Consider the following 20405-nt stretch of genomic DNA (forward strand, 5'->3'; position numbering starts at 1 on the left):
TAGCTAATGCGACTGCCAAGGTTAATCTTTGTTTTATTCGGTTGATGGTTAAGAGGCTTGCTGCACCTTCTTAGATGTCAAATGGGTTCTATAAACGAAAGGTGAAAATATCATGACAACAACCCTAAACTCATTTGAAGCTGATAAAACAGCAAATATTCAACAAGCCATTACTGAAGCCATTACTGAAGCGCGGACAACTTGTGAGCAAGATGGCAGTGATTCAGCTGGTTGTGCCGTAGCCTGGGACACTGTAGAAGAATTACAAGCTGAAAAAGCTGATCAACAGCAAGCAAAATCAAAGAAAACCTCTTTGGAAAACTACTGCGATCGCCATCCTGATTCTGTAGAATGTCTAATCTACGACGTTTAACTCTTACGTAAATCAGTTATTGCTGATTGCGTAATCTGCTTAATTGCCTCTAAATCAGGTGATGGCGTTTCACTTTCAGTTGCCAACCATAAAAGATATTCGATATTCCCAGCCGGGCCAGTGATCGGCGACCAAGTTAAGCCCTTGTATTTCCATCCTAATTCCTGGGCTGTCTGCAACACCTGGAAAATGGCATCAGCTTGGTCGTTTGGATCGCGGACAACACCTTTTTTACCCACACGGGATCTGCCAACTTCAAACTGTGGCTTGACTAACAATACAGCTTCTCGGTTAGCTTGAGTTAGTTGCCACAAAGCAGGCAGAATTTTCGTTAAAGAAATAAACGATACATCGACTACCGCTAAATCAGGAATCGGGTCATTTTCACCATATAACTCATCTGGTCTTAGTTGGCGTAGATTCGTGCGTTCGCGCAAAACCACCCGCGAATCATTTCTTAAGAGCCAGTCAACTTGTCCGTAACCGACATCAATTCCGTAAACTTTTTTTGCTCCAGCTTGCAACAGACAATCAGTAAAACCACCAGTAGAAATCCCCCCATCTAAACAAATGCGTTCGGCTACGGGAATGGCAAATACTGATAAAGCTTTAGAGAGTTTTTCACCGCCTCTAGAAACAAAAGGCGATCGCTCTTTAATATTTATTTGAGCAGTAATATCAACTTCAGTACCAGCTTTATCAACTAACTGCTGATTAACTGTAACTTCCCCCGCCTGAATTAGCCGTTGTGCCAAGGCGCGAGAAGAACATAAATTTAACTCTACTAATAATGTATCGAGTCGCTGTTTAGTCAATTAACTTGATTCTCCTGGTCACAAAACTTAATTACGAATTACGAATTACGAATTACGAATTATTTAGTCTTTGCAAAACAACCTGGTATCGGAACTCAACATCCTCTCGATCCAATTTCTCCAATAAATCTTGGCTGCCACGTCTAATCATATTGGCATGACGTAATAGCGCCGCGTGGTTATTTTTGTTGTGTGTATACTCAGCAATAGTTGCGATCGCCTCCAGCAAGCGGATTGTAACTGCCACCTCTTGCCGCGCATACTGTCGAATCTGGTGAAAGGCATCATCAACTAGTCCTGCAAACGTCACCTGGTCGGCAATTAAACGCAGCTGATCATTATCATCGTAGCAGTAGGCGGATGGGAACTCTCCTTGAGTCAAACGGCATAGGGCTACACTAAGCTGGTCAATACACCGAATTGCCGTGAATGGGTCGTTGACCGCAGGGGAAATCGCACGAATAGCAATCTCCACTAGTTGCTTAATCGAAAATTCTACATCTTGAAACGCAGTGCGTTCTCTACCCAAAATGAATGCTTGATTCATCTGCTTTGTGAGCTTTTGATTCCCACGTTCAAAAGGAAAAACCCTCACCAGCTTGCTACCTCGCACAATAAACTTACCTGGGCGCTGCTTTAAATGCAACACCAGGTCTTTCGACTTAGCAATCTTCATCAAGCAGTCGTAATCAATTGCCCGAATATAACCACTGCCAGTCGCTAAGATTGGATAGGCTTTTTGCTCGAAATCCCTTGCGATTTCCTCAACAAGTTGCCCCTTGTGATTGGGGTGACTATTTCCCAGATTTTCAGAGAATACATAATCAATATTAGATTCCAATTCGTCACTAATTTCCCTGATGATATGCCATGCATGAATTGAAGTTGAGGCGTGGTGGATGAAGTAAATTAGTACGGCGATACTGGCCATCGCCAGCAGGATGGCGACAGCGATTGAAATTTTCGGTATAAATGCTTGTTTTCCATCAGTATGAACACTCCATAACACGAGCAAACAGTAAATAAACGTAGCAATAAACGTGCCGAGTACGAATTGAAATTTGATGTCCTGCATAAAATTTCGCAGCACTCGCGGCCCGAACTGTTGAGAAGCCAGCGTCAGAGCAACAAGGGTGACTGAGAAGACAGTACCAGCTACGGTAATCATTGAACTAGCAATGGTTGAAAGCAGAGTTAGCGCACTATCCGCGCCGCCAGTGTAAATCTTCAACCCCGACTTTTCCATTAGTTCTGACTTGCCTGTTAAGTCAAGTCTGAGCATAAAGAACGCTAGTGCGATCGCTGCGCCTGTAATCAGTAATGGCACAAACCAGTAGCTAGAGCGCAGCCCTTCCCGAAGTTTGATCCGGTTATATTTTTTCATCTGCCATAGTTCGTATATAATTGCGATCGCTATTTTTTGGATTAATAAGCTATTTTGAGCGATCGCTACTTAATGTATTATTTTTTGCGAATACAAACATCAAAATAATTAAGATACAGCAAAATCCGTGTATTGCCGTAGTTCAGCCGGATGGAAACCCAAGACAATATCTTCGCGCAAAATACCCGCTTCCAATAATGCCTCTGCTACTGGCTGGGAAGTACCATCATATTGAATCCACACTTTATCATTAATAATATCTATATGTACCACCGAACCATGTACGCGGCGTACTCCATCCCAACCGACATGTAACACTTCGTAGTGGTCTCGCTCCGTGTCAATGACGGGTTCTGTCTCTATTTGACCGTTAGCAGGCTTGTGACTAGCATAGTCAAATATCAACTGACGAATAATTTCACGATACCGAGCTAGCTTATCCATCTGATAATCCTTTCTAGTTGCTCGTCAAAGACAATTAGGTTTATTTCTATGCTATTGAGAATAAAAGTAAACGCACCTTGCCAATCAAGCCAAAGTGCGATATTTATTAAGCCCACTTACGCGAACTTTGTTTGTATAGTTCTGCGATTTCTAGTTACTAGAAATAGATGCTAAATATCCTCTTCGCTCAACTCGCGTGTGATGTGATCGAACGGTTCATCCACAAAAGTAGTATTAACCACACCTGCTGCTGCCACTTGTTCCTTAATCAGATCCTTGAGAATCTGGATACCACGAACTGTAGGCCCAATAGGCACTCCTAAAGAATTGTAAGTTTCCCGTAGCCCTTGTAGCACTCGTTCATCCAACACATTCGTGTTTCCAGCAACCAGCGCATAGGTGGCATAGCGCAGGTAGTAGTCCATATCCCGCAGACAAGCTGCATAACGACGAGTTGTATAAGCATTTCCACCGGGGCGAATCAATTCTGGCAGTTCTTCAAATAACTTTAAACCAGCTTGCTTGACAAGTGCAGCTGCATTAGAGTTTATTGCCGCCGCCGCTTGTACTCGTGCTGTACCACTGTCAAAGTAAGACTTCAGGCTATCGATCGCATTCCGGTCAAAATACCGACCAGCTAAGTCATAATTCTTAATTAAACTTGTTACCGCATCGCGCATTACTTCTTCTCCCAATCATTACTATTTATGGTTTGATTTTTATTTGGCTGCACTTATGCACCAGTAAATTTTTGTGCTATTAAAAATAGATTCGGCACAAAAACAATTTATCCACTATCTATGGATTCTATGCCAAAGTTGACCCCTGATGTGATGAACTTTCCAGTTTTGTACAGATGATCGCTGAAAGGTTAATATAACCTGTAATCCAGATATCTGTTACATAAGCTACAAAATTCGCTAATGTCTACTATTTAAGATATTTCTGGTGTGTCACGGTCTGATTGAGATCAGCAGGGTTAGGATGCAATGTAAGATTCTGGTTTACTTTAGAAAATTGGTAGAGAAGGAGTAACAATGACAACACCACAAGAAGTCTTGAAGAGAATTCAAGATGAAAAAATTAAACTGATTGATCTCAAATTCATCGATACAGTAGGGACTTGGCAGCACCTCACACTGTACCAAGACCAAATCGATGAGACTGCATTCACTGATGGCGTACCTTTTGACGGTTCCAGCATCCGGGGTTGGAAAGCGATCAACGAATCGGACATGACAATGGTACTCGACCCCAACACTGCTTGGATCGACCCATTTATGGAAGAGCCAACGCTAAGTATAATTTGTAGTATCAAAGAACCCCGCACAGGCGAATGGTACAACCGTTGTCCACGCGTTATCGCCCAAAAAGCTGTAGATTACCTGGTTTCCACTGGTCTTGGTGATACAGTCTTCTTTGGCCCTGAAGCTGAGTTCTTTATTTTTGACAGTGCTAGATTTGCCCAAACCGCCAACGAAGGCTACTACTTCTTAGACTCTGAAGAAGGTGCTTGGAATTCTGGTAAATTTGAAAAAGGAAAACCCAACTTAGCTTACAAACCACGCTTCAAAGAAGGTTATTTCCCAGTCGCACCAACGGATTCTTTTCAAGATATCCGTACAGAGATGCTGTTGACGATGGCACAATTAGGTGTGCCTATTGAAAAGCATCACCACGAAGTTGCTACTGGTGGTCAGTGCGAACTAGGTTTCAAGTTTGGGAAGTTGATCGAAGCGGCTGACTGGTTGATGATTTACAAATATGTCATCAAGAACGTTGCTAAAAAACACGGCAAAACCGTTACTTTTATGCCAAAACCAATTTTTGGTGATAACGGTTCGGGAATGCACTGTCACCAGTCCATTTGGAAAGGTGGACAACCTCTGTTCGCAGGTGATAAGTATGCTGGTTTGAGCGAAATGGCGTTGTACTACATTGGTGGTCTTCTCAAACACGCACCAGCGCTGTTAGCGATTACTAACCCCAGCACCAACTCATACAAGCGCCTAGTACCTGGTTATGAAGCACCAGTAAACTTGGCTTACTCCCAAGGTAACCGTTCTGCTTCTATCCGTATTCCTTTATCTGGGACTAACCCCAAAGCCAAGCGTTTAGAATTCCGTTGTCCAGATGCTACTTCTAACCCCTACTTGGCATTTGCTGCAATGCTTTGTGCTGGTATCGATGGTATTAAGAACAAAATCCATCCTGGTGAACCCTTAGATAAGAATATCTATGAACTCTCTCCAGAAGAACTGGCTAAGGTTCCTTCAACTCCAGGTTCTTTAGAATTGGCGTTGCAAGCATTGGAAAAAGATCACGCTTTCTTGACAGAATCAGGCGTTTTCACCGAAGACTTTATCGGAAATTGGATTGATTACAAGCTAGGCAACGAAGTCAAGCAGTTGCAGCTACGTCCTCATCCCTACGAGTTTTATCTCTACTACGATGCTTAATTAAGTACCGTACCTATCTAAATATATAAGTTTAGCCACCCTAGAGTATAGGGTGGCTTTTTTTTTCAGAGTTGGCAGTTGAGACATTCATATCAAGTCCGGGTAATTAGTTATGATTCCCACAGCCATTGCACCCCACCCTTCAACCCCCTCTTCGCTTGCTCTTAGGGGAGACGAAGCGTAGCTTTGGCTCTTTGGGGAACTCCTGGTTTAATAAGCAATTAAGCGGACATGATATCACTCAAAAATCAACCTTAAAACTCTTGAAACTTAGCTCATAGAAGCATGACTTGGCCCATAAATCATCCGAGTGTTAGCATCTACCTTCCCTTGAATCGGGTTCCAGTAGTGAGATGCTTCTTCAGGAAGACCAAGTTCTTGTGCAGCCCGCATCAGTATTGATTGTTGGCGATTCTTGACTTGCTGATGTTCACGCACCATTAACGCACGAGATTTTTCTGCGATAGACATAACCATAGTCCTCTCTATTTTGTAAGTATATAATTTTTGGTTCTTCTGAATACTACTATAGCAAAAATTCTGTAACATAAGCTACTTTTTGGAAAACTTTATATTTGCCTTTGCTGACAATATTAGGTATTTTTCCCCAAAGCTCGAAAAATCTCCCCTAATCTACCTTTGATGGCTAAAATCATCTGGCTTCAGATTTGTCTCACCTGCGAGTTTTACCTTTGCAACAGTAGGTAATTTATTCGTTACAATTATTTATATAAAGTAATCAAAACTTGAGCTATTTTTATGCCTGAGAGTTTAACTAAGCTGACTTATCAAACCTTTCAGCAGAGCAAAAATTACTTTGGTCTGGCTCACAAAATATTAACTTCACGGTTGAGCAAGCTGGTGTATCCGACACTTGAACAAAAGACCAAACCCATCCCGAACCAGCTTTTACTCAAACTTCAACAGAGATTGAATCAGTTACTGGAAACAGACTGGCAAGATGCCCAAAAGGGTGTGTACCCGGAAAGTTTGCTGTTTGACAACCCTTGGGATGACTTTTTCCGCTACTATCCGTTGTTATGGCTAGATTCCCCTCAAATGTGGGAGCGGGTTAAACAACAGAATTACCAAGATTTTTCGCCCGAAATTGACACAGGTGGTTATCCCAGCTACTACGTGCAGAATTTCCATCACCAAAGCAATGGCTACTTGAGTGAGTTGTCAGCCAATTTATATGACTTACAAGTAGAAATTCTTTTTGGTGGGGCGGCTGATCCAATGCGGCGGCGGATTCTCGCTCCTCTCAAGCAAGGGGTGAAAGCAATTAATTCGGTTGCACCACGGCAAGCCCGTATTTTGGATGTAGCTTGTGGAACTGGGCGAACTCTAAAGTTGATTCGGGCAGCCTTGCCTCAAGCATCTCTGTTTGGTACGGATTTGTCACCAACATATTTGCGTAAAGCAAATGAACTACTATCGCAAATTCCAGGAGAACTGCCGCAACTTTTACAAGCCAATGCCGAAGAGTTACCCTATCTAGATAACTATTTTCATGCTGTAACTTCTGTTTTTCTCTTCCATGAGTTACCAGCATCTGTACGTCAGACAGTCATTGAGCAATGCTTCCGGGTAACAAAACCAGGAGGAGTCTTTATTATCTGTGACTCAATTCAGTTGAGTGATTCACCTGAGTTGGAATATATAATGGATTCTTTTCCCGAAACTTTCCATGAACCCTATTACAGGCATTACACCACTGATAACTTGCTAGAACGTTTACAGAGAGCAGGCTTTGAGAATATTGAGACGCAAGTCCATTTTATGAGCAAGTATTTCATTGCTCATAAGCCAGCTTGAGATAAAACCTTCTCATTCCCTTATCTTTAAATAAACTTTACCTAAAAAGGGCAAATGCAAAATTTTGCATCTGCCCTTGAGTGTAGAATAATTAAGAAGACTAAGAGGAGGTAGCAGATCCTTCTTAATATTTATTTCGTTGGCAGCCATCTGTAAGAACAAGGAACCAGGGGCAAAAGTAAGTCAAAAATAGTAAGATTCGCTGCCAAGTGCAATAAACCTATACTACTTGTGCGAATCTATCGTCTAGATAAGCTCAGATGCAGCGTAAGACATTTTATGCTTCGGCAAAGCACGCCAAAGCGAAAATCAATTATTTGCTGATGTAGATAGCCAGCTACTCAATGTATGAGAAAAACTATTTAGGAATAAAGTGAAATTGCCTTAAGAGTGTTTCCTCAACAAGCAAAATGTCTGAATTAGATGTGCTTTAGATTAACTGATAGCCTAAGTAACATCTATTTCTAGAACAGTTGAGGATTGAGACGCAAAGCTTCCCACCGAATATGAGCAAGAGTTGTGTACCTTTTGAGAAATTGGTGATGCTTTGGTGATGCTGTTGAGCGAGGCACTTAATTTAATTTGCGTTTTGATCGCCAGGATTGACGCTAACTATATACAAAGCTTGCAGTTGAAATACTAAGCCATCGCTAAAGATTTTCGTGTGTCAACTGTATATATATTTGCCAGAAAAGCTGTGTAAACGATGTTAACAGAACGCTGTGTTTTCTGATACTTTGTTTCCTTTAAAAAAAGCATTACTTCAAGGTAGTTAAACCACATGGATATTTCTAGATTTTTGCGTAGCTTCTCTGCGCCCACTACCGCGATGACGTGGCGCATCATCTGAAGCTTCAGATGCCGCCGAGAGCCACTGTTTTGCAGCAGGCGTGGAGGGCAGCCCATAGGATAAATGATTGACCATTGTTTGGCAGTTAAAAGCTAAGGGGCCGAACATCAGACTTGAGACTAAAAGAGAAATGGCAGCACGCATAGCAGATGTCTATTTTGAAACTCTCTACTTCACTGATACTTAGCTTTTTGATTAATATCCGGACAATTCATCAAAAAGTATTCTGCTTTACTGAAAATAAACTCTTCTTATCCTCCGTTTAAATGTTCAACTAATAACCAATTACCAAAGTGGTTCTGATGACCCCACAATGTAACTAATTGTTCGTTAGGATAAGCGTGTAATTGCTCGTCGATATGCGATCGCAAAGTCACAAGCTGCCAATTTTGACCTTGATATGCGGCTGGTGCTGTGACAGTGAATCTGTATTCCTGCCGATCGAAGCGGTAGAAAATGCCTTGGAAACAGTTACTTTCCCGAATTAATCCCTTACCAAAAGTAGAGTCAGGGTAATGATTCCACGATGGGCAAGGGCAATCACCACTAGCTGGATAGGCTTGTGGGTTATTTAAGTAATACAGTTGCCAGTGAAGCCAATCCGAATGATTGGGTGGAAGATTAAATAAAGGAATAATTGCTGCTTTTGAGCGATTATCTTCTAATAAAGCCGTTTGCAGCGCCCTAACAGGTAAATCCCTCGGCTGGCAGTTTAACTCAACACACATCGCTGCTGCCATCCCTGCTGCTTGACCAATGCCCATAACCACAGGTTGTAATCTGGTAGCCCCATTGGCAATGTGGGAGACAGAAATATTTTTTTCACAAACCAAAAAACCATCTGTTGTGGCTGGAATTAGGGAACTGTAGGGAATTGTAAAAGGAGTTCCAGTCCAGCGTCCTCCCCAACGGATAGATTTAGGTTGGAGTGGGAATTGAACATTAGGATAATGATGGTCATTGGCGTAATTACCAACTGCGATCGCTTCATATATAGATGCAACTCTACCTCCAGCGATCGGCAAAATATCCTGTTCTCGGACAGTAGTTAGCCCCACAAGGCGGCGGCTTTCTCGGTAATAGGGATGCAGTGCAAAAGCTGTAGGAATGTGAGGAAATACTTTTTCTGCTAAACCATAACGACGACCAAGCTGATTTTGAATAAAATGGGCAAAATTTTGGCTGTGCCAGCGAGATTCTTGGATAAACTCACCTCTGGATACATCTGACTTTATCAATCGCCCTACTCCTTCGCCGTAGTCATTGCCACAGATTGGCCAATTCATCATAAACAGTCCATTAGGCAAACGTCCATAATTCAAAAATGTCTCTGCTCCATAGCCATCCCAAGCACCTGTAAACTGGGATGGATTATAGTTAGGCGCAGGCGGAATTTCTGGTGCGCTAGCAACGCCCGTCGTAGACATCGCTTCACCAAAGTCTTGCATAATCACTACGTAAGTGGGCGCTTGCACTGGATATCTTTCAGTTAAAGAGTTAAAAGCTACTGGGGCGCTGGGTTCTCCCCACTCAGATTGCAATTCCCAGCCCCAGCGATACGCTATCTCAGCTAAAGCCAATAAATCTCCTAATTCTGTGCCGTCGAGAATAATCTTGGCTGTGACAACAAAACCAGCAAAGCGCACACCAGTAATAGAATCACCCTGTCGGAACACTTCTATTGGCACTTGTCCAGAAATCCAGTGTAGATTGGGCAATTCCTGCACCCAATCGGCAAAAATCTCTGCCCCAATCCGAGGATTGTAACTAAAAAAGCTTACCCAACTGTTATCTAATCCTCCGGGCTGTCGTTGTCGCAATTCCTGCAAAAACGCGCCCCATAATCCTGTTTGAAAGGCTTCTAATTCGTTGCCATCGGGTGCGGATACTCCAGCCGAAGTCAGCATTCCCCCCAACCAAGGAAATTCACTCACTAAAATCGTTTTGGCTCCCCGTCGCGCCGCTTGGATAGCAGCCGCAGTTCCCCCGGTTCCACCACCGACAACTAAAACATCAGCTGTGTATGTTTGATTAACCATTGCTTAACCTGACTGGAGTTTTGATATATTCTCCCCAGATAGCTTGGCATCAAACAAGATAAATTATCAGGACTTACGCGAAAATCCCCAAAAAATATCAGTCCTATATAGGGTTACTATAGCTATTCTCGAATGGAAAATACACTTTTACCTCTCTCCATTCCTCTCTTCCTTTAAGGGTAGAAGCTTTGAAATTGACTCCCCAACGCTAGCTCTTAAGGGGTTGAGGGTTAGGTCTGTATTCCATACAAAAACCGCTATATTTGATTGCGTTAATACACCCTATAATAGATAATTTTTTTCAGAAATCAAACCGGATTAACATATTTTATCGTGTCAGTAAAAATAAACTTTTTTATTTAGATATATATACCAATTTTGTAAAAATGAAATATTCAAGCTTTGTACTCAGCTAACAGAAAGATTTTAGCAAGGCTGTTATTTTTAATTTGTGCATCAGATAATTCAATATCAAATCCTTCAATGGCAAGACTTACAACATAATTATATTCTTGCTGTATATGCATAGGTTTGGGATTACATCTAACAATAGCTTGATATTTTTAGCCAGAATCATGAGAACTTGATATTAAACGGTTATGAAAAAATAGAAGTTGTATATACAGCTAAAGATAGAGGTGATAACTATATTTGGTATTTAGAATTAATATAAATATCACTTAGATGGATTAGTAGTAATAATTAAAATATTATGTTTACTAATTGTTTCAAAAAAAATGATAAATTAAGCACAAATCAGGCAAAGAATATCTCAAATGTTGAGATAGCGCTTTTTATAGATCAAATCAAAAGTAACATCTGGCTATTTGGTATTCCATCTTGGCTTTTTGGCATAAGCGATAGAAGCATAGCTGCATTTGCTGATGGTTATTTATCTCCTATAGAAATATTTCAGCTACTTACAGCCTCTTTCTTTTTTCTGAGTTGGCTATATCTCAAGCCTGATGAAAGCTTTAATAGCAATGATTTAAGCCCCAGTCAATATCAAGAATATCTTGCTCGTACTCAAGCTAACAAGCTTCAAGTAAAAAAGCTCCACATGATTAGCCAGGAGTATATTTTACCGTTTCCTTATATTTGCCAAATTTATCATTTATTGAATTTAAGGCATTTGGAAACAGTTCATAGCTTTAGCCTTAATAACCTCAAGATTTTTCAAATTAGCCACTTTCAGCCCACAAGCACTGGTGGAATAATCAAATTTCAAACAATATTAGATTCGCCAGCTAATGCTCTGAGAATTTGGCGACAACCGATTGTAGAGGTGGATTTAATATTACATACTCCCTATACTGTTGAACTGAGTATCCCAGTCTACAATAACAAAAGGATATTTGTTATATTTCATGCTTTGCCATTAAATGACTTAGAGCATCATTTCTTTATAGATATTTATAGTGATTTAGAGTGGCCAAAACCATTATTACAAATAATATTGCATTTTGCTTCTTGTTTGACACTATTTGAAGATTTGCCATATCTAAGAGCTTTAGCTGATAAAAAGATAGGGCATTTATTCAATTTAAGCAAAGCTCCAAATCACGAGACAGCGTTGCTGTTTAAAAGATATGTTGAGCTATATGGTTCGAGTGGAGAACCAACTAAATTACTTGAGGGGAGGGAAGAGAGTTAGGAGTTAGGAGTTAGGAGTTAGGAGTTAGGAGTTAGGAGTTAGGAGTTAGGAGTTAGGAGTTAGGAGTTAGGAGTTAGGAGTTAGGAGTTATATCATGTCCACTTCATTACTTATTAATAGGACTTACGCATCAAGTACGAAATGTAGGGGCAATTCATGAATTGCCCCTACGATAAATCAAGGCTTTCAGTGCTTTTTTGCGTAAGTCCTAATTAAACCTCAAGAACCTCACCCCGCCAAAGTTATGCTTTGTCTCCCCTCCCCGATGCTTTGGGGAGGGGCTGGGGGTGGGGTGCTACGACTGTGGGAATCATAACTAATTACCCGGACTTGATATTACCTGACTTTGTTTGGTTAAGCGCGTGCTAGTAAGGGGGCAGCAGCTAGTAAGGTTTTGGTATAAGGGTGCTGAGGATTAGCAAAAATAGTTTTTGTCAAACCGAGTTCGACAATTTTACCGCCATTCATCACGGCAATACGATCGCACAAAAATCGAGCTAACCAAAGATCGTGAGTGATGAACAGATAAGTTAACTCAAATTCTTCTTTTAATTGCAACATCAAATCCAGTACTTGCGACTGCACGCTAGCGTCTAACATACTCACTGGTTCATCGCAGATCAAAAGTTTAGGGTGAGTAATCAAGGCACGAGCGATCGCAACTCTTTGTTGTTGTCCTCCAGACAAATCTGATGGATAACGCTCATAATACACTTTTGGCGGTGTTAACCCAACTTTCTCTAGCATCCACAAAACCTGTTCTTTTGCCTTAACGGGATCGGCTAGATTGTGGATAAATAAAGGATCGGCGATACTTTGTCCTACTGTCATCGCTGGATTGAGACAAGCATGGGGATCTTGAAAAACCATTTGTATTTGTCGCCGCCAGGAGCGAATTTCTTGAGGCGACAGTTTTGTTAAATCCTGTCCTAAAAACTCAACTTTGCCACTAGTGGGACGAATTAGTTGCAAAATTGTCCGTGATAGTGTACTTTTTCCACAACCTGATTCCCCAACTAAACCGAGAATTTCTCCGGGATAAATATCCAGGTTGATACCATCTACTGCTTTAATTGTCTGGGCTTGTGTCTTAAGCAGTCGTTCGATAAAGTTAGGTTCTATGGTGTAGTATTGCTTGAGTTCACTGACGCTCAAAATTGGGGATTTATGATTAACAATCGGTAATTGCTTTTCTGAGTCATTGGCAATTATTAATTCTCCATCATCATTTACTGCTTGAATATGTAAAGCTGCTTTTAAGAGCGATCGCGTGTATTCATGTTGAGGATGTCTAAATACGGTTTCTGTAGAACCCATTTCTACCATTTTGCCGTTGTACATCACGCCAATGCGATCGCAATACTCACCCACCATTGCTAAATCGTGAGAAATCAGCAACAATGCCATGTTTTCTTCACCGCACAGGCGAGTTAATTCTTTCAATATCTGCGCGGAGACGGTGACATCTAAACTGGTGGTGGGTTCATCGGCAACAATTAACTTGGGGTTGAGGAGTAAAGCTAAAGCGATCGCTACTCGTTGGCGCATTCCCCCGCTAAACTCGTGGGGATATTGATTCCAACGACTAGCCGGAATATTCACCTTTGCTAAAGTAGCAAGTGCTTTTTCTTTCGCTTCGCGCCTTGATAATTCTGGTGAGTGCGCCTGGAGGGTTTCGATACAATGCTTACCAATCGTCATTAACGGATCGAGGCGTGTCATGGGATCTTGAAAAATTAAGGCGATCGTTTCTCCCCGAAATTTCCGCAACTGGTTAGGCATCAAGTCAAGCACCGACTGTCCTCGAAATGTCACCCGTCCCTCAATGCGACTAGAGGCTGGTAGTAAACGCATTACTGCCCGTCCTATAGTTGACTTACCACAACCCGACTCTCCCACTAATCCCATTCTTTCACCTGGTTGCAAGGTGAAAGATACATCATCAACCGCCCAGCTTGCTTCTTCTCCACTCCGCGCAGGATAGGCAACTTGCAGATTTTCGATACAGAATAAGGCTTCACTCATAGTTAGTTATCAGCTCTGAGCTACCAGCTTTTATAATTTCAAATTTAAGATAGTTTATCAGATTACTATTCAACCTTCGTTGTGCGAACATCTTTATTGTCTTAGTGTAAGCCTAGCCTCTTCAAGATAACCCTTGAAGCTGGATTAATCTAATGTATCTATCGGCAACCAACTCAAAGGGAGCTACGAGATCCGCCAATCTTCTATCATACTGATTTATACTGCTTGTCTCAAGTTTTATCCGTTCATGTAGGAGACAAGCAAGTATTTTACTATTTAGCTAATTAATGTTCATGCTCTTAATGATAATCGTTTAGTCCTTGTTCAGTTTATACCGTGAAATCAGCACGTCTGCTTTTCTATTAATAACAGACCTAATTTTATCAATAGCAACTACTTCACTGATTTTGACAACCACTTCTCAGAGAGTATCCTCCTCCAATACTGCTCGGTTTTTGGATTTTTCGATAGTGTTTTAGACCTGTAGAGACGCAAAATTTCGCTTCTCTACACAAGGTTTTTAGTCTTATCGGAGCAGTATTGTATCCTCCTCTCTATCTTTGTTGTAAGTTCTATGTTTAAACCACAACAAATCATCCCAAACTCCAATAACTGTGGCGAAATACCACTTGTCTCGTACTAAGGGACTTACAAATAAAAAAATGTTCCAAAACTGACGCAAAAACTCTCTCTATTTCTTCTCTCTGCGTTCTCTGTGGCTTTGTGGTTCGTTTATTGTAGGACTTACGCAAAATCAGGATAAAACGAACCGCAAAGTCCGCAAAGGACACAAAGGAATAAAAGTTTTAGAGGGTTCTTGCGTAAGTCCTGTTTTGGAATAATTTATTTCTTGGAAGTCCCTAATATCCAGATTTGTTGACTAGTATAGATGATACATTGCCAAGGGTGCGATCGCGTATCTGCCCAACCTAACATAATAAAGCTTTAACTGATTAATTCACCCATTTGTAGGAAGTAATTAGTAAGCCAATAAGTGTATTTTGCTTATAATCAGACCAACACAAGATGGTTTGAAATAGCATTCACGCAATAGATGTATCAATCATGTCAAACCTGATATTTACCGGATGTATAAAAATAAAACCCTTGGTGCTTTCAACAGCTTTTTTGCTGGCTATACAGACTTCTGCTAATGCTGAACAACCCCTTCCTAGTTTGACTCCAGCACAAGCTCAACATTTATCCCGTGACCTAGTACCATATAATTCTCAAGACTTTTTTACACAAGGAAAAAATTCGATTGAGAGAGAAATTCAAATTCTTAGGCTAAGGCAACTGGGCTCAATTAAACCTGTTCTTAAGATTGATTCACTACCGCAGATAAAAATACCCCATACTCAGCAAAACCCTAATATCTTAATTAGGTAACAATCCTCATGCGTTTATAAAACCTTATAACCCCAGGCATCATAATCAGTATGGCTTGCTTCCTTTTTACAGAGATTTTGTGTTTTAATAAACTTTGCGACAAAAATTTACAATCTCAATCATCTAGCAAACCCATTAACGCTTGAACTTCAACGTCTTGCGGCTCTGACAATTGACCTTGTAACTTTAACAATTCATCTTGTAATGCTTCTGCTACATAGAGCATATTAGATTCTTGTGCAATTTTTAGCTGATTTTCTTTAATCTTGATTTGTTTAAGCAAGTTCTTTTCAACATGAATTGAATTGTGATGTTGAGCAATCATAGGTTTATATTTTTGGTCAATCTACGGAATGGAATTAAATTTACCACCTATGTATTATTCCACAGTTTCACCATTTTTTAAATATCTGCTGATTTAATCTTTGCTAGTTGTAGTAAACCAGAGCGTAAATAAACATATCATTTTAAATGGCGCAAAAGCTTGGAATATAATTATGCGTGAATGCGTGACTTTTGCCTTGCGGTAGTATTTTTTACGGATATAACATTAATACACCATACCCGTATTTTTAGAAGCTTTTACAAAAATGTCAATCATGATATAAGATTGGTTAACTTAAGAGGAATTGTAGATAACACATATCGAACTACAGATGAGTCCCTGAAAAACGTAGAGTCATAATACTAGGTCGAAGCAAGCTACGCTTGTTGCAGACTTCAACATAAGACAGGGCGAAATAAAACTTTCAGAAAGTTTTTGCGTAATTCCTCAGACATTATTTTGTCTCTTACTTCACCGAGTATTCCTAGATATTTTAAACATTTTTTTGTGAATAATATGAAATTAAAGCTTATAAAAAGATACACTTTTGCCTTTGTAAAAATTATATCTACAATCCTTATAACAAGCGCGATTGGATTGGAATCATGGAATATTTATGCAGTAATAACGAATACTAATCTACCAAGCAGCCTTAATCCAATTTTTTGGATTGAGCGTTTTGCCATGACTAGCCATTTTCTCGAAAGCATTATAGCAGCTTTTTATGCACCTTCAAGAAAAAAGATGCCAATAAAATATGCTACTTATACTTTTTTCGTAGGTACAATTGGGTTGTTAGAACTGTTTGATTCAGAGAATGACTCTTGATGCCTCTATGCCTTGAAGTATGGGTTTTTGGATTAGGTCGGTTGGTAGGGTGGATTAACACACCTTACGTAAGAGTTATTAAATCCACGCTACTAAGTAAAAGAACGTAAATAATTAAAGGTTTGTAGTGAGTTAGGGCAGTCTTCTCACATTGGGAGAGGCTAATGCCTTGGGGGTTTCCCCCATGAGCGACTAACTGTCGAAAGCAGCGTAAAGCCTTCTCTTCGAGACGCTGCGCGTAGCAACGCTATGAGCGAGGTACGAGCGTCACCCGTTGGGTAAGAATCTTTAGTCCTAAAAGAAGGAGTGAAGTCTTTAGTACGAACTCTAATTTTTATAATTTTACATTACAAAACACATAGTTCGATTTATTCGCACCGACTTACTTAAGCAAAAGTCAGATGTGGGGGTTCACCAATGTAGGTAACTAGTGAATTTGACAGGCAGAAGGGAGTATAGTTTGTATAGTTAGCTTTTTGCTGAAATTTTAGTTTCACACTAAAGGATTAAAAAATGTCTACAGATACTCACATAGTTGCTTACGTTGAAGAAAGTGAATTTGATAGTGTTTTAACTGAAAGTGAAGAGAAAGTTGTTGTTGTTGATTTTACTGCTACTTGGTGTGGTCCCTGTCGCCTGATCAGTCCGTTAATGGATCAACTTGCTGGGGAATACAAAGGTCGCGCTAAAGTTGTTAAGGTAGACGTTGACAGCAACAAGCCAATTTTCAAAAAATTCGGTCTTCGCAGTATTCCAGCAGTTTTAATTTTCAAAGATGGTGCTTTAGCAGAAACTATCGTAGGAGTTTCGCCTTACGAGCAGTTTAGCGAAGCTGTTAAGAAGCTTCTTTAGCTAATTCGTAATTCGTAATTCGTAATTCGTAATTAAAAAGGTTTTGATATCAAGTCTGGCTAATCATACATCATTAAACCGACTTTCCGCACTTCATCGTGTAATATGCGTAGATTTCCCATAGGTGGAAAAAAATGGTTAAATCAACAACATAAATCGCCAATGGTATTCAATATTAATACTTAATAATTTGAACATTATTAGGAATTTTTATTGAAAAGATAGATAATACATTTTGAAGTGCGGAATGTGGGATTAAAATCTTTTGACGTAAATTATAATGATAAGTGTTCAACTGAACATGATATGATTCCTCTGCCTAATGATGGCAGTCACGTAATTATGAATTATGAATTTTTTAAACCTTCTGTTTTCGCCTATAATGTGCTTGAAGTAAGCCAGTAGAATATTGTTTTGAGTCAATTAGATCCAATTTTTCTTCGGGGCTAGGCGGTGGGAAAAGCTGTATACCGCCACCTAAGATAATTGGAATAGTTGAAATAATATATTCGTCAATCAAGCTGTGTTGAAGAAACGAATTGATTAATGCTCCACCACCAACTAACCAGATGTTTTCATAACCTTGAGCCTCTATATTTGCTAAGGCGGGTTTCACTGTATCAGAAACAAATACAACGTCCTCACGTTCAGATTGGAGAGGGCGTTGGGTGAAAACGAAGGATTTTTTGTCTGGATAAGGCCATTTATCAAAACCAAGCCCTACAAGATATGTATTGCTACCTAACACAATAGCATCAATCGATTCGTAGAAAGCAGTGTAACCGTAGTCTTCAGCTTCTGTATCAAGGATTGATAGCCAATCAATTCCGCCATCACTGCGAGCGATGTAGCCATCCAAACTAGCTGCAATGTATAGTGTAACTTTTGTCATTGTGCTTTTGAATTTGGTAGTTTTCACCCAATTACTTAAGTTTTTTGATTATGCGATTTAAAGCGTCCTGCAACAAATTGTCGCTTAGATAAATGCTTTGTATTGCGTTTGGTAACTCGCTCTCGCCACATTTGGAAACTAGATTCTTTCATTTCGCGCCTCATTAGGGCGATTACCTCTTTCTCTAGCAGCCCAAACTGAGCCTCAATAGCATCAAAAGATGTTCTATCTTCCCATGCCATTTCAATGATGCGATCGATGGTTTGTGAATCGAGGTCAGGTAGTTTCATCTCTTTGCTGGCAATTGATAAATTAGAGCTATATATATTTTACTTTTCATTTTGAAGAACCATTGTTTCTGCTGCACCCAGTTGGAGAGCATACAAGTTGGCATAGACACCTTGCTGATTGATGAGTTCGGCGTGACTACCCTGCTCTACAATTTCTCCCTGCTGAATTACTAATACCCGATCTGCCTGAGTAACTGTACTGAGGCGGTGGGCAATTACGAAGCTGGTTCGACCTTGGAGCAAACGAGCGATCGCAGTTTGTACTAGCGCTTCTGTACGCGTGTCAATGCTGCTGGTGGCTTCATCAAGAATCAGAATTCGGGGATTAATCAACACCGCACGAGCAATACTGATCAGTTGTCGCTGTCCCTGGCTCAAGGGTGCGCCCCGTTCACCTAATTGAGTTGCATAACCCTGTGGTAGCGAGGTAACAAACTGATGCACATTTGCCAACTGTGCAGCCGCTTCGATATCAGCTTGGGTAGCATGGGAAGCGCCAAAAGCTATATTTTCGGCGACGGTGCCAGTGAACAGAATATTGTCTTGCAGAACGATGCCAATTTGTCGCCGCAGACTTGCTTGAGTAACGCTACGCACATCAATATCATCAATTTTTACTGCACCGCTAGATACATCGTAGAAACGCAAAATCAAGTTAATAATTGTACTTTTTCCCGAACCGGTCGGCCCTACTAATGCAATCATCTGCCCTGGATAGGCGTGCAAATTTACCCCTTTGAGAACCTGTTGATTTGGGTTGTAGCTAAACTTGACGTTATCAAATGTCACTTCACCCTGAATAGGCGGCATTTCTGTCGCATCGGGTGCGTCTTTAAGTTGTGACGGTTCATCTAGCAATAGAAAGATTCGCTCTAATCCGGCGAAGGCAGATTGAGCTTGGGTGTAAAACTGGCTGAGAATTTGGATCGGGCGGAAGAACTGCTGGACGTAAAGTAAAAAGGCTGTCACCACACCCACTGTTGCAGATCCAGTAACCGCAAGATAACCACCATAAGCCAGCACGCCTGCGGTTGCTAGGGTGTTGAGAAAATCAATGGAGGGCAAAAAAGCCGAAGTAATTGCTACAGCCTCGACGTTAGCATCTCTATTGGCAGCGTTAAGAACGTCGAACTCTTCAATATTCATCTGCACACGATTAAATGCTTGTGCTTCTCTGACGCTGCTAATATCTTCTTCTAACTTGGCGGAAAGCTGCCCAATAGTTTGTCTGGTAACGCGAAACCTGGCTCTTGCCCAACGAGCAAATAAGCTGGTGGTAAAAATCATCAGTGGTACAACCAGATTGCTCAACAAACCGAGCTTCAGGTTGATTGATAGCATTGCAATGATGATACCTACCAAACTGAAAGTGTTGCCTAGCATTTGGGCGATCGTTAGTCCAAATGCCTGATTTACGGTATTGACATCATTCAGCAGACGGCTCATTAAATCGCCTGCTTCGCTGCGATCGAAAAAGCTAAGTGGCAGACTTTGGATTTTAGTGAAAATATCTTGCCTCAGTTGAGCCAGCAATCGCTGCATAATCCAGCCGACTCGAATAATTTGACCTCGGATTGCTAATACGCCTAGTGCGTAGTTTAGCGCTAGTAGTCCTAATAACAGTAGTAGTCCCTGCAAATTCCCTTGTTTAATCAGGTGATCAATCGACCAGCCGATAAAGAATGGGCCAATTGCTTGGGTTACAGCACCAATAAATACTAATGTCAGGGCGATGGGAATTTCTTTACGATAAAGTAGCAGGTATTGCAAAAAGCGCCGCAAGGTTGAAATTTGCTGACTCGCTTTATCCTCAGATGCAACAACGGGAACTGTGCCTCTCATAGCAATTTTGGATTTTAGATTTTGGATTTAAAGTGTTTGTCTTTACTAGAAGGCTGTTATAAAAATCTCACGCAAGACTATTTATCAATACGGTTGGATTAAGGCTTAACTCTCAGGACTTACGCG

General features: G+C 40.7%; 19 protein-coding genes. 7 read left to right on the forward strand and 12 right to left on the reverse strand.

Annotated elements, in window-relative coordinates; all coding sequences use genetic code 11:
* The first annotated feature begins 112 nt into the window (after positions 1-112).
* Positions 113-373: a Calvin cycle protein CP12 gene (locus V7K32_RS08750; protein ID WP_334992198.1), complete on the forward strand. Its 261-nt coding sequence runs from the start codon at positions 113-115 to the stop codon at positions 371-373.
* On the opposite strand, the gene V7K32_RS08755 is transcribed toward V7K32_RS08750, so the two are convergent.
* The 4 genes from V7K32_RS08755 to apcB form a co-directional block, all read right to left on the reverse strand.
* A complete protein-coding gene (locus V7K32_RS08755) occupies positions 370-1188 on the reverse strand; it encodes a TlyA family RNA methyltransferase (RefSeq protein ID WP_334992199.1) in 819 nt (272 codons plus the stop codon). The two genes, V7K32_RS08750 and V7K32_RS08755, sit on opposite strands and share 4 nt — an antisense overlap.
* A gap of 52 nt (positions 1189-1240) precedes the next feature.
* Complete coding sequence (locus V7K32_RS08760; protein ID WP_334992201.1) at positions 1241-2572, reverse strand: DUF2254 domain-containing protein; 1332 nt, start codon at positions 2570-2572, stop codon at positions 1241-1243.
* Positions 2573-2680: 108 nt separating this feature from the next.
* Positions 2681-3016 carry a XisI protein gene (locus V7K32_RS08765; protein WP_334992203.1) on the reverse strand — a complete coding sequence of 112 codons (336 nt, stop codon included), beginning with the start codon at positions 3014-3016 and terminating at the stop codon, positions 2681-2683.
* Positions 3017-3186: 170 nt separating this feature from the next.
* The gene (gene apcB, locus V7K32_RS08770; protein WP_334881404.1) at positions 3187-3696 is read right to left on the reverse strand and encodes an allophycocyanin subunit beta; all 510 of its coding nucleotides are present in this window, start codon (positions 3694-3696) and stop codon (positions 3187-3189) included.
* Positions 3697-4053: 357 nt separating this feature from the next.
* On the opposite strand from apcB, the gene glnA reads away from it, so the two are divergent.
* Entirely contained in the window at positions 4054-5475 is a 1422-nt protein-coding gene (gene glnA, locus V7K32_RS08775; protein WP_334992205.1) for a type I glutamate--ammonia ligase, read from the forward strand.
* Between the two features lie 270 nt (positions 5476-5745).
* On the opposite strand, the gene V7K32_RS08780 is transcribed toward glnA, so the two are convergent.
* Positions 5746-5946 carry a hypothetical protein gene (locus V7K32_RS08780; RefSeq protein WP_334881400.1) on the reverse strand — a complete coding sequence of 67 codons (201 nt, stop codon included), beginning with the start codon at positions 5944-5946 and terminating at the stop codon, positions 5746-5748.
* Between the two features lie 288 nt (positions 5947-6234).
* Here V7K32_RS08780 and V7K32_RS08785 point away from each other — a divergent pair, with 288 nt between their 5' ends.
* On the forward strand, positions 6235-7293 hold the full coding sequence (locus V7K32_RS08785) for a class I SAM-dependent methyltransferase (protein WP_334992207.1): 1059 nt from the start codon (positions 6235-6237) through the stop codon (positions 7291-7293).
* Between the two features lie 772 nt (positions 7294-8065).
* Here the strand turns inward: V7K32_RS08785 and patX are convergent.
* Both patX and V7K32_RS08795 read right to left on the reverse strand, forming a co-directional pair.
* A complete protein-coding gene (patX, locus tag V7K32_RS28700) occupies positions 8066-8287 on the reverse strand; it encodes a heterocyst-inhibiting protein PatX (RefSeq protein ID WP_442938713.1) in 222 nt (73 codons plus the stop codon).
* A 107-nt stretch (positions 8288-8394) separates the two neighbouring features.
* Positions 8395-10182 (reverse strand): FAD-dependent oxidoreductase, encoded by a 1788-nt coding sequence (locus V7K32_RS08795; RefSeq protein ID WP_334992210.1) that lies wholly within the window; start codon positions 10180-10182, stop codon positions 8395-8397.
* Between the two features lie 712 nt (positions 10183-10894).
* Here V7K32_RS08795 and V7K32_RS08800 point away from each other — a divergent pair.
* Positions 10895-11836: a hypothetical protein gene (locus V7K32_RS08800; protein ID WP_334992212.1), complete on the forward strand. Its 942-nt coding sequence runs from the start codon at positions 10895-10897 to the stop codon at positions 11834-11836.
* 354 nt (positions 11837-12190) lie between these two features.
* On the opposite strand, the gene V7K32_RS08805 is transcribed toward V7K32_RS08800, so the two are convergent.
* Positions 12191-13861, reverse strand: a complete 1671-nt coding sequence (locus V7K32_RS08805) for an ABC transporter ATP-binding protein (protein WP_334992214.1) — start codon at positions 13859-13861, stop codon at positions 12191-12193.
* Between the two features lie 1065 nt (positions 13862-14926).
* Here V7K32_RS08805 and V7K32_RS08810 point away from each other — a divergent pair.
* Positions 14927-15250 carry a hypothetical protein gene (locus V7K32_RS08810; protein ID WP_334992216.1) on the forward strand — a complete coding sequence of 108 codons (324 nt, stop codon included), beginning with the start codon at positions 14927-14929 and terminating at the stop codon, positions 15248-15250.
* A 115-nt stretch (positions 15251-15365) separates the two neighbouring features.
* On the opposite strand, the gene V7K32_RS08815 is transcribed toward V7K32_RS08810, so the two are convergent.
* Complete coding sequence (locus tag V7K32_RS08815) at positions 15366-15575, reverse strand: hypothetical protein (RefSeq protein WP_334992218.1); 210 nt, start codon at positions 15573-15575, stop codon at positions 15366-15368.
* A 516-nt stretch (positions 15576-16091) separates the two neighbouring features.
* Here V7K32_RS08815 and V7K32_RS08820 point away from each other — a divergent pair.
* Entirely contained in the window at positions 16092-16403 is a 312-nt protein-coding gene (locus V7K32_RS08820) for a hypothetical protein (protein WP_334992461.1), read from the forward strand.
* 513 nt (positions 16404-16916) lie between these two features.
* Positions 16917-17255 (forward strand): thioredoxin, encoded by a 339-nt coding sequence (trxA, locus tag V7K32_RS08825; protein WP_334992220.1) that lies wholly within the window; start codon positions 16917-16919, stop codon positions 17253-17255.
* Between the two features lie 358 nt (positions 17256-17613).
* Here trxA and V7K32_RS08830 read toward each other — a convergent pair whose 3' ends face one another.
* From V7K32_RS08830 to V7K32_RS08840, 3 genes are read right to left on the reverse strand one after another with little or no spacing between them, the layout of a single operon-like run.
* Positions 17614-18147, reverse strand: a complete 534-nt coding sequence (locus tag V7K32_RS08830; protein ID WP_334992222.1) for a dihydrofolate reductase family protein — start codon at positions 18145-18147, stop codon at positions 17614-17616.
* A gap of 35 nt (positions 18148-18182) precedes the next feature.
* Positions 18183-18437: a TIGR03643 family protein gene (locus tag V7K32_RS08835; protein WP_334992224.1), complete on the reverse strand. Its 255-nt coding sequence runs from the start codon at positions 18435-18437 to the stop codon at positions 18183-18185.
* A 39-nt stretch (positions 18438-18476) separates the two neighbouring features.
* Entirely contained in the window at positions 18477-20279 is a 1803-nt protein-coding gene (locus V7K32_RS08840) for an ABC transporter ATP-binding protein (RefSeq protein WP_334992226.1), read from the reverse strand.
* Positions 20280-20405: the final 126 nt, after the last annotated feature.

This window comes from Nostoc sp., assembly GCF_036917635.1.
In the GTDB taxonomy this organism is placed as follows: Bacteria; Cyanobacteriota; Cyanobacteriia; order Cyanobacteriales; family Nostocaceae; genus Nostoc.

Coding starts and splice junctions, on each gene's coding strand:
- V7K32_RS08840 (WP_334992226.1), bottom strand. CDS start 20,279: ATGAGAGGCACAGTTCCCGTTGTTGCATCTGAGGATAAAGCGAGTCAG.
- V7K32_RS08780 (WP_334881400.1), bottom strand. CDS start 5,946: ATGTCTATCGCAGAAAAATCTCGTGCGTTAATGGTGCGTGAACATCAG.
- V7K32_RS08820 (WP_334992461.1), top strand. CDS start 16,092: ATGAAATTAAAGCTTATAAAAAGATACACTTTTGCCTTTGTAAAAATT.
- V7K32_RS08750 (WP_334992198.1), top strand. CDS start 113: ATGACAACAACCCTAAACTCATTTGAAGCTGATAAAACAGCAAATATT.
- V7K32_RS08800 (WP_334992212.1), top strand. CDS start 10,895: ATGTTTACTAATTGTTTCAAAAAAAATGATAAATTAAGCACAAATCAG.
- V7K32_RS08830 (WP_334992222.1), bottom strand. CDS start 18,147: ATGACAAAAGTTACACTATACATTGCAGCTAGTTTGGATGGCTACATC.
- V7K32_RS08810 (WP_334992216.1), top strand. CDS start 14,927: ATGTCAAACCTGATATTTACCGGATGTATAAAAATAAAACCCTTGGTG.
- V7K32_RS08815 (WP_334992218.1), bottom strand. CDS start 15,575: ATGATTGCTCAACATCACAATTCAATTCATGTTGAAAAGAACTTGCTT.
- V7K32_RS08835 (WP_334992224.1), bottom strand. CDS start 18,437: ATGAAACTACCTGACCTCGATTCACAAACCATCGATCGCATCATTGAA.
- V7K32_RS08760 (WP_334992201.1), bottom strand. CDS start 2,572: ATGAAAAAATATAACCGGATCAAACTTCGGGAAGGGCTGCGCTCTAGC.
- V7K32_RS08805 (WP_334992214.1), bottom strand. CDS start 13,861: ATGAGTGAAGCCTTATTCTGTATCGAAAATCTGCAAGTTGCCTATCCT.
- V7K32_RS08765 (WP_334992203.1), bottom strand. CDS start 3,016: ATGGATAAGCTAGCTCGGTATCGTGAAATTATTCGTCAGTTGATATTT.
- trxA (WP_334992220.1), top strand. CDS start 16,917: ATGTCTACAGATACTCACATAGTTGCTTACGTTGAAGAAAGTGAATTT.
- V7K32_RS08795 (WP_334992210.1), bottom strand. CDS start 10,182: ATGGTTAATCAAACATACACAGCTGATGTTTTAGTTGTCGGTGGTGGA.
- patX (WP_442938713.1), bottom strand. CDS start 8,287: ATGCGTGCTGCCATTTCTCTTTTAGTCTCAAGTCTGATGTTCGGCCCC.
- apcB (WP_334881404.1), bottom strand. CDS start 3,696: ATGCGCGATGCGGTAACAAGTTTAATTAAGAATTATGACTTAGCTGGT.
- V7K32_RS08785 (WP_334992207.1), top strand. CDS start 6,235: ATGCCTGAGAGTTTAACTAAGCTGACTTATCAAACCTTTCAGCAGAGC.
- glnA (WP_334992205.1), top strand. CDS start 4,054: ATGACAACACCACAAGAAGTCTTGAAGAGAATTCAAGATGAAAAAATT.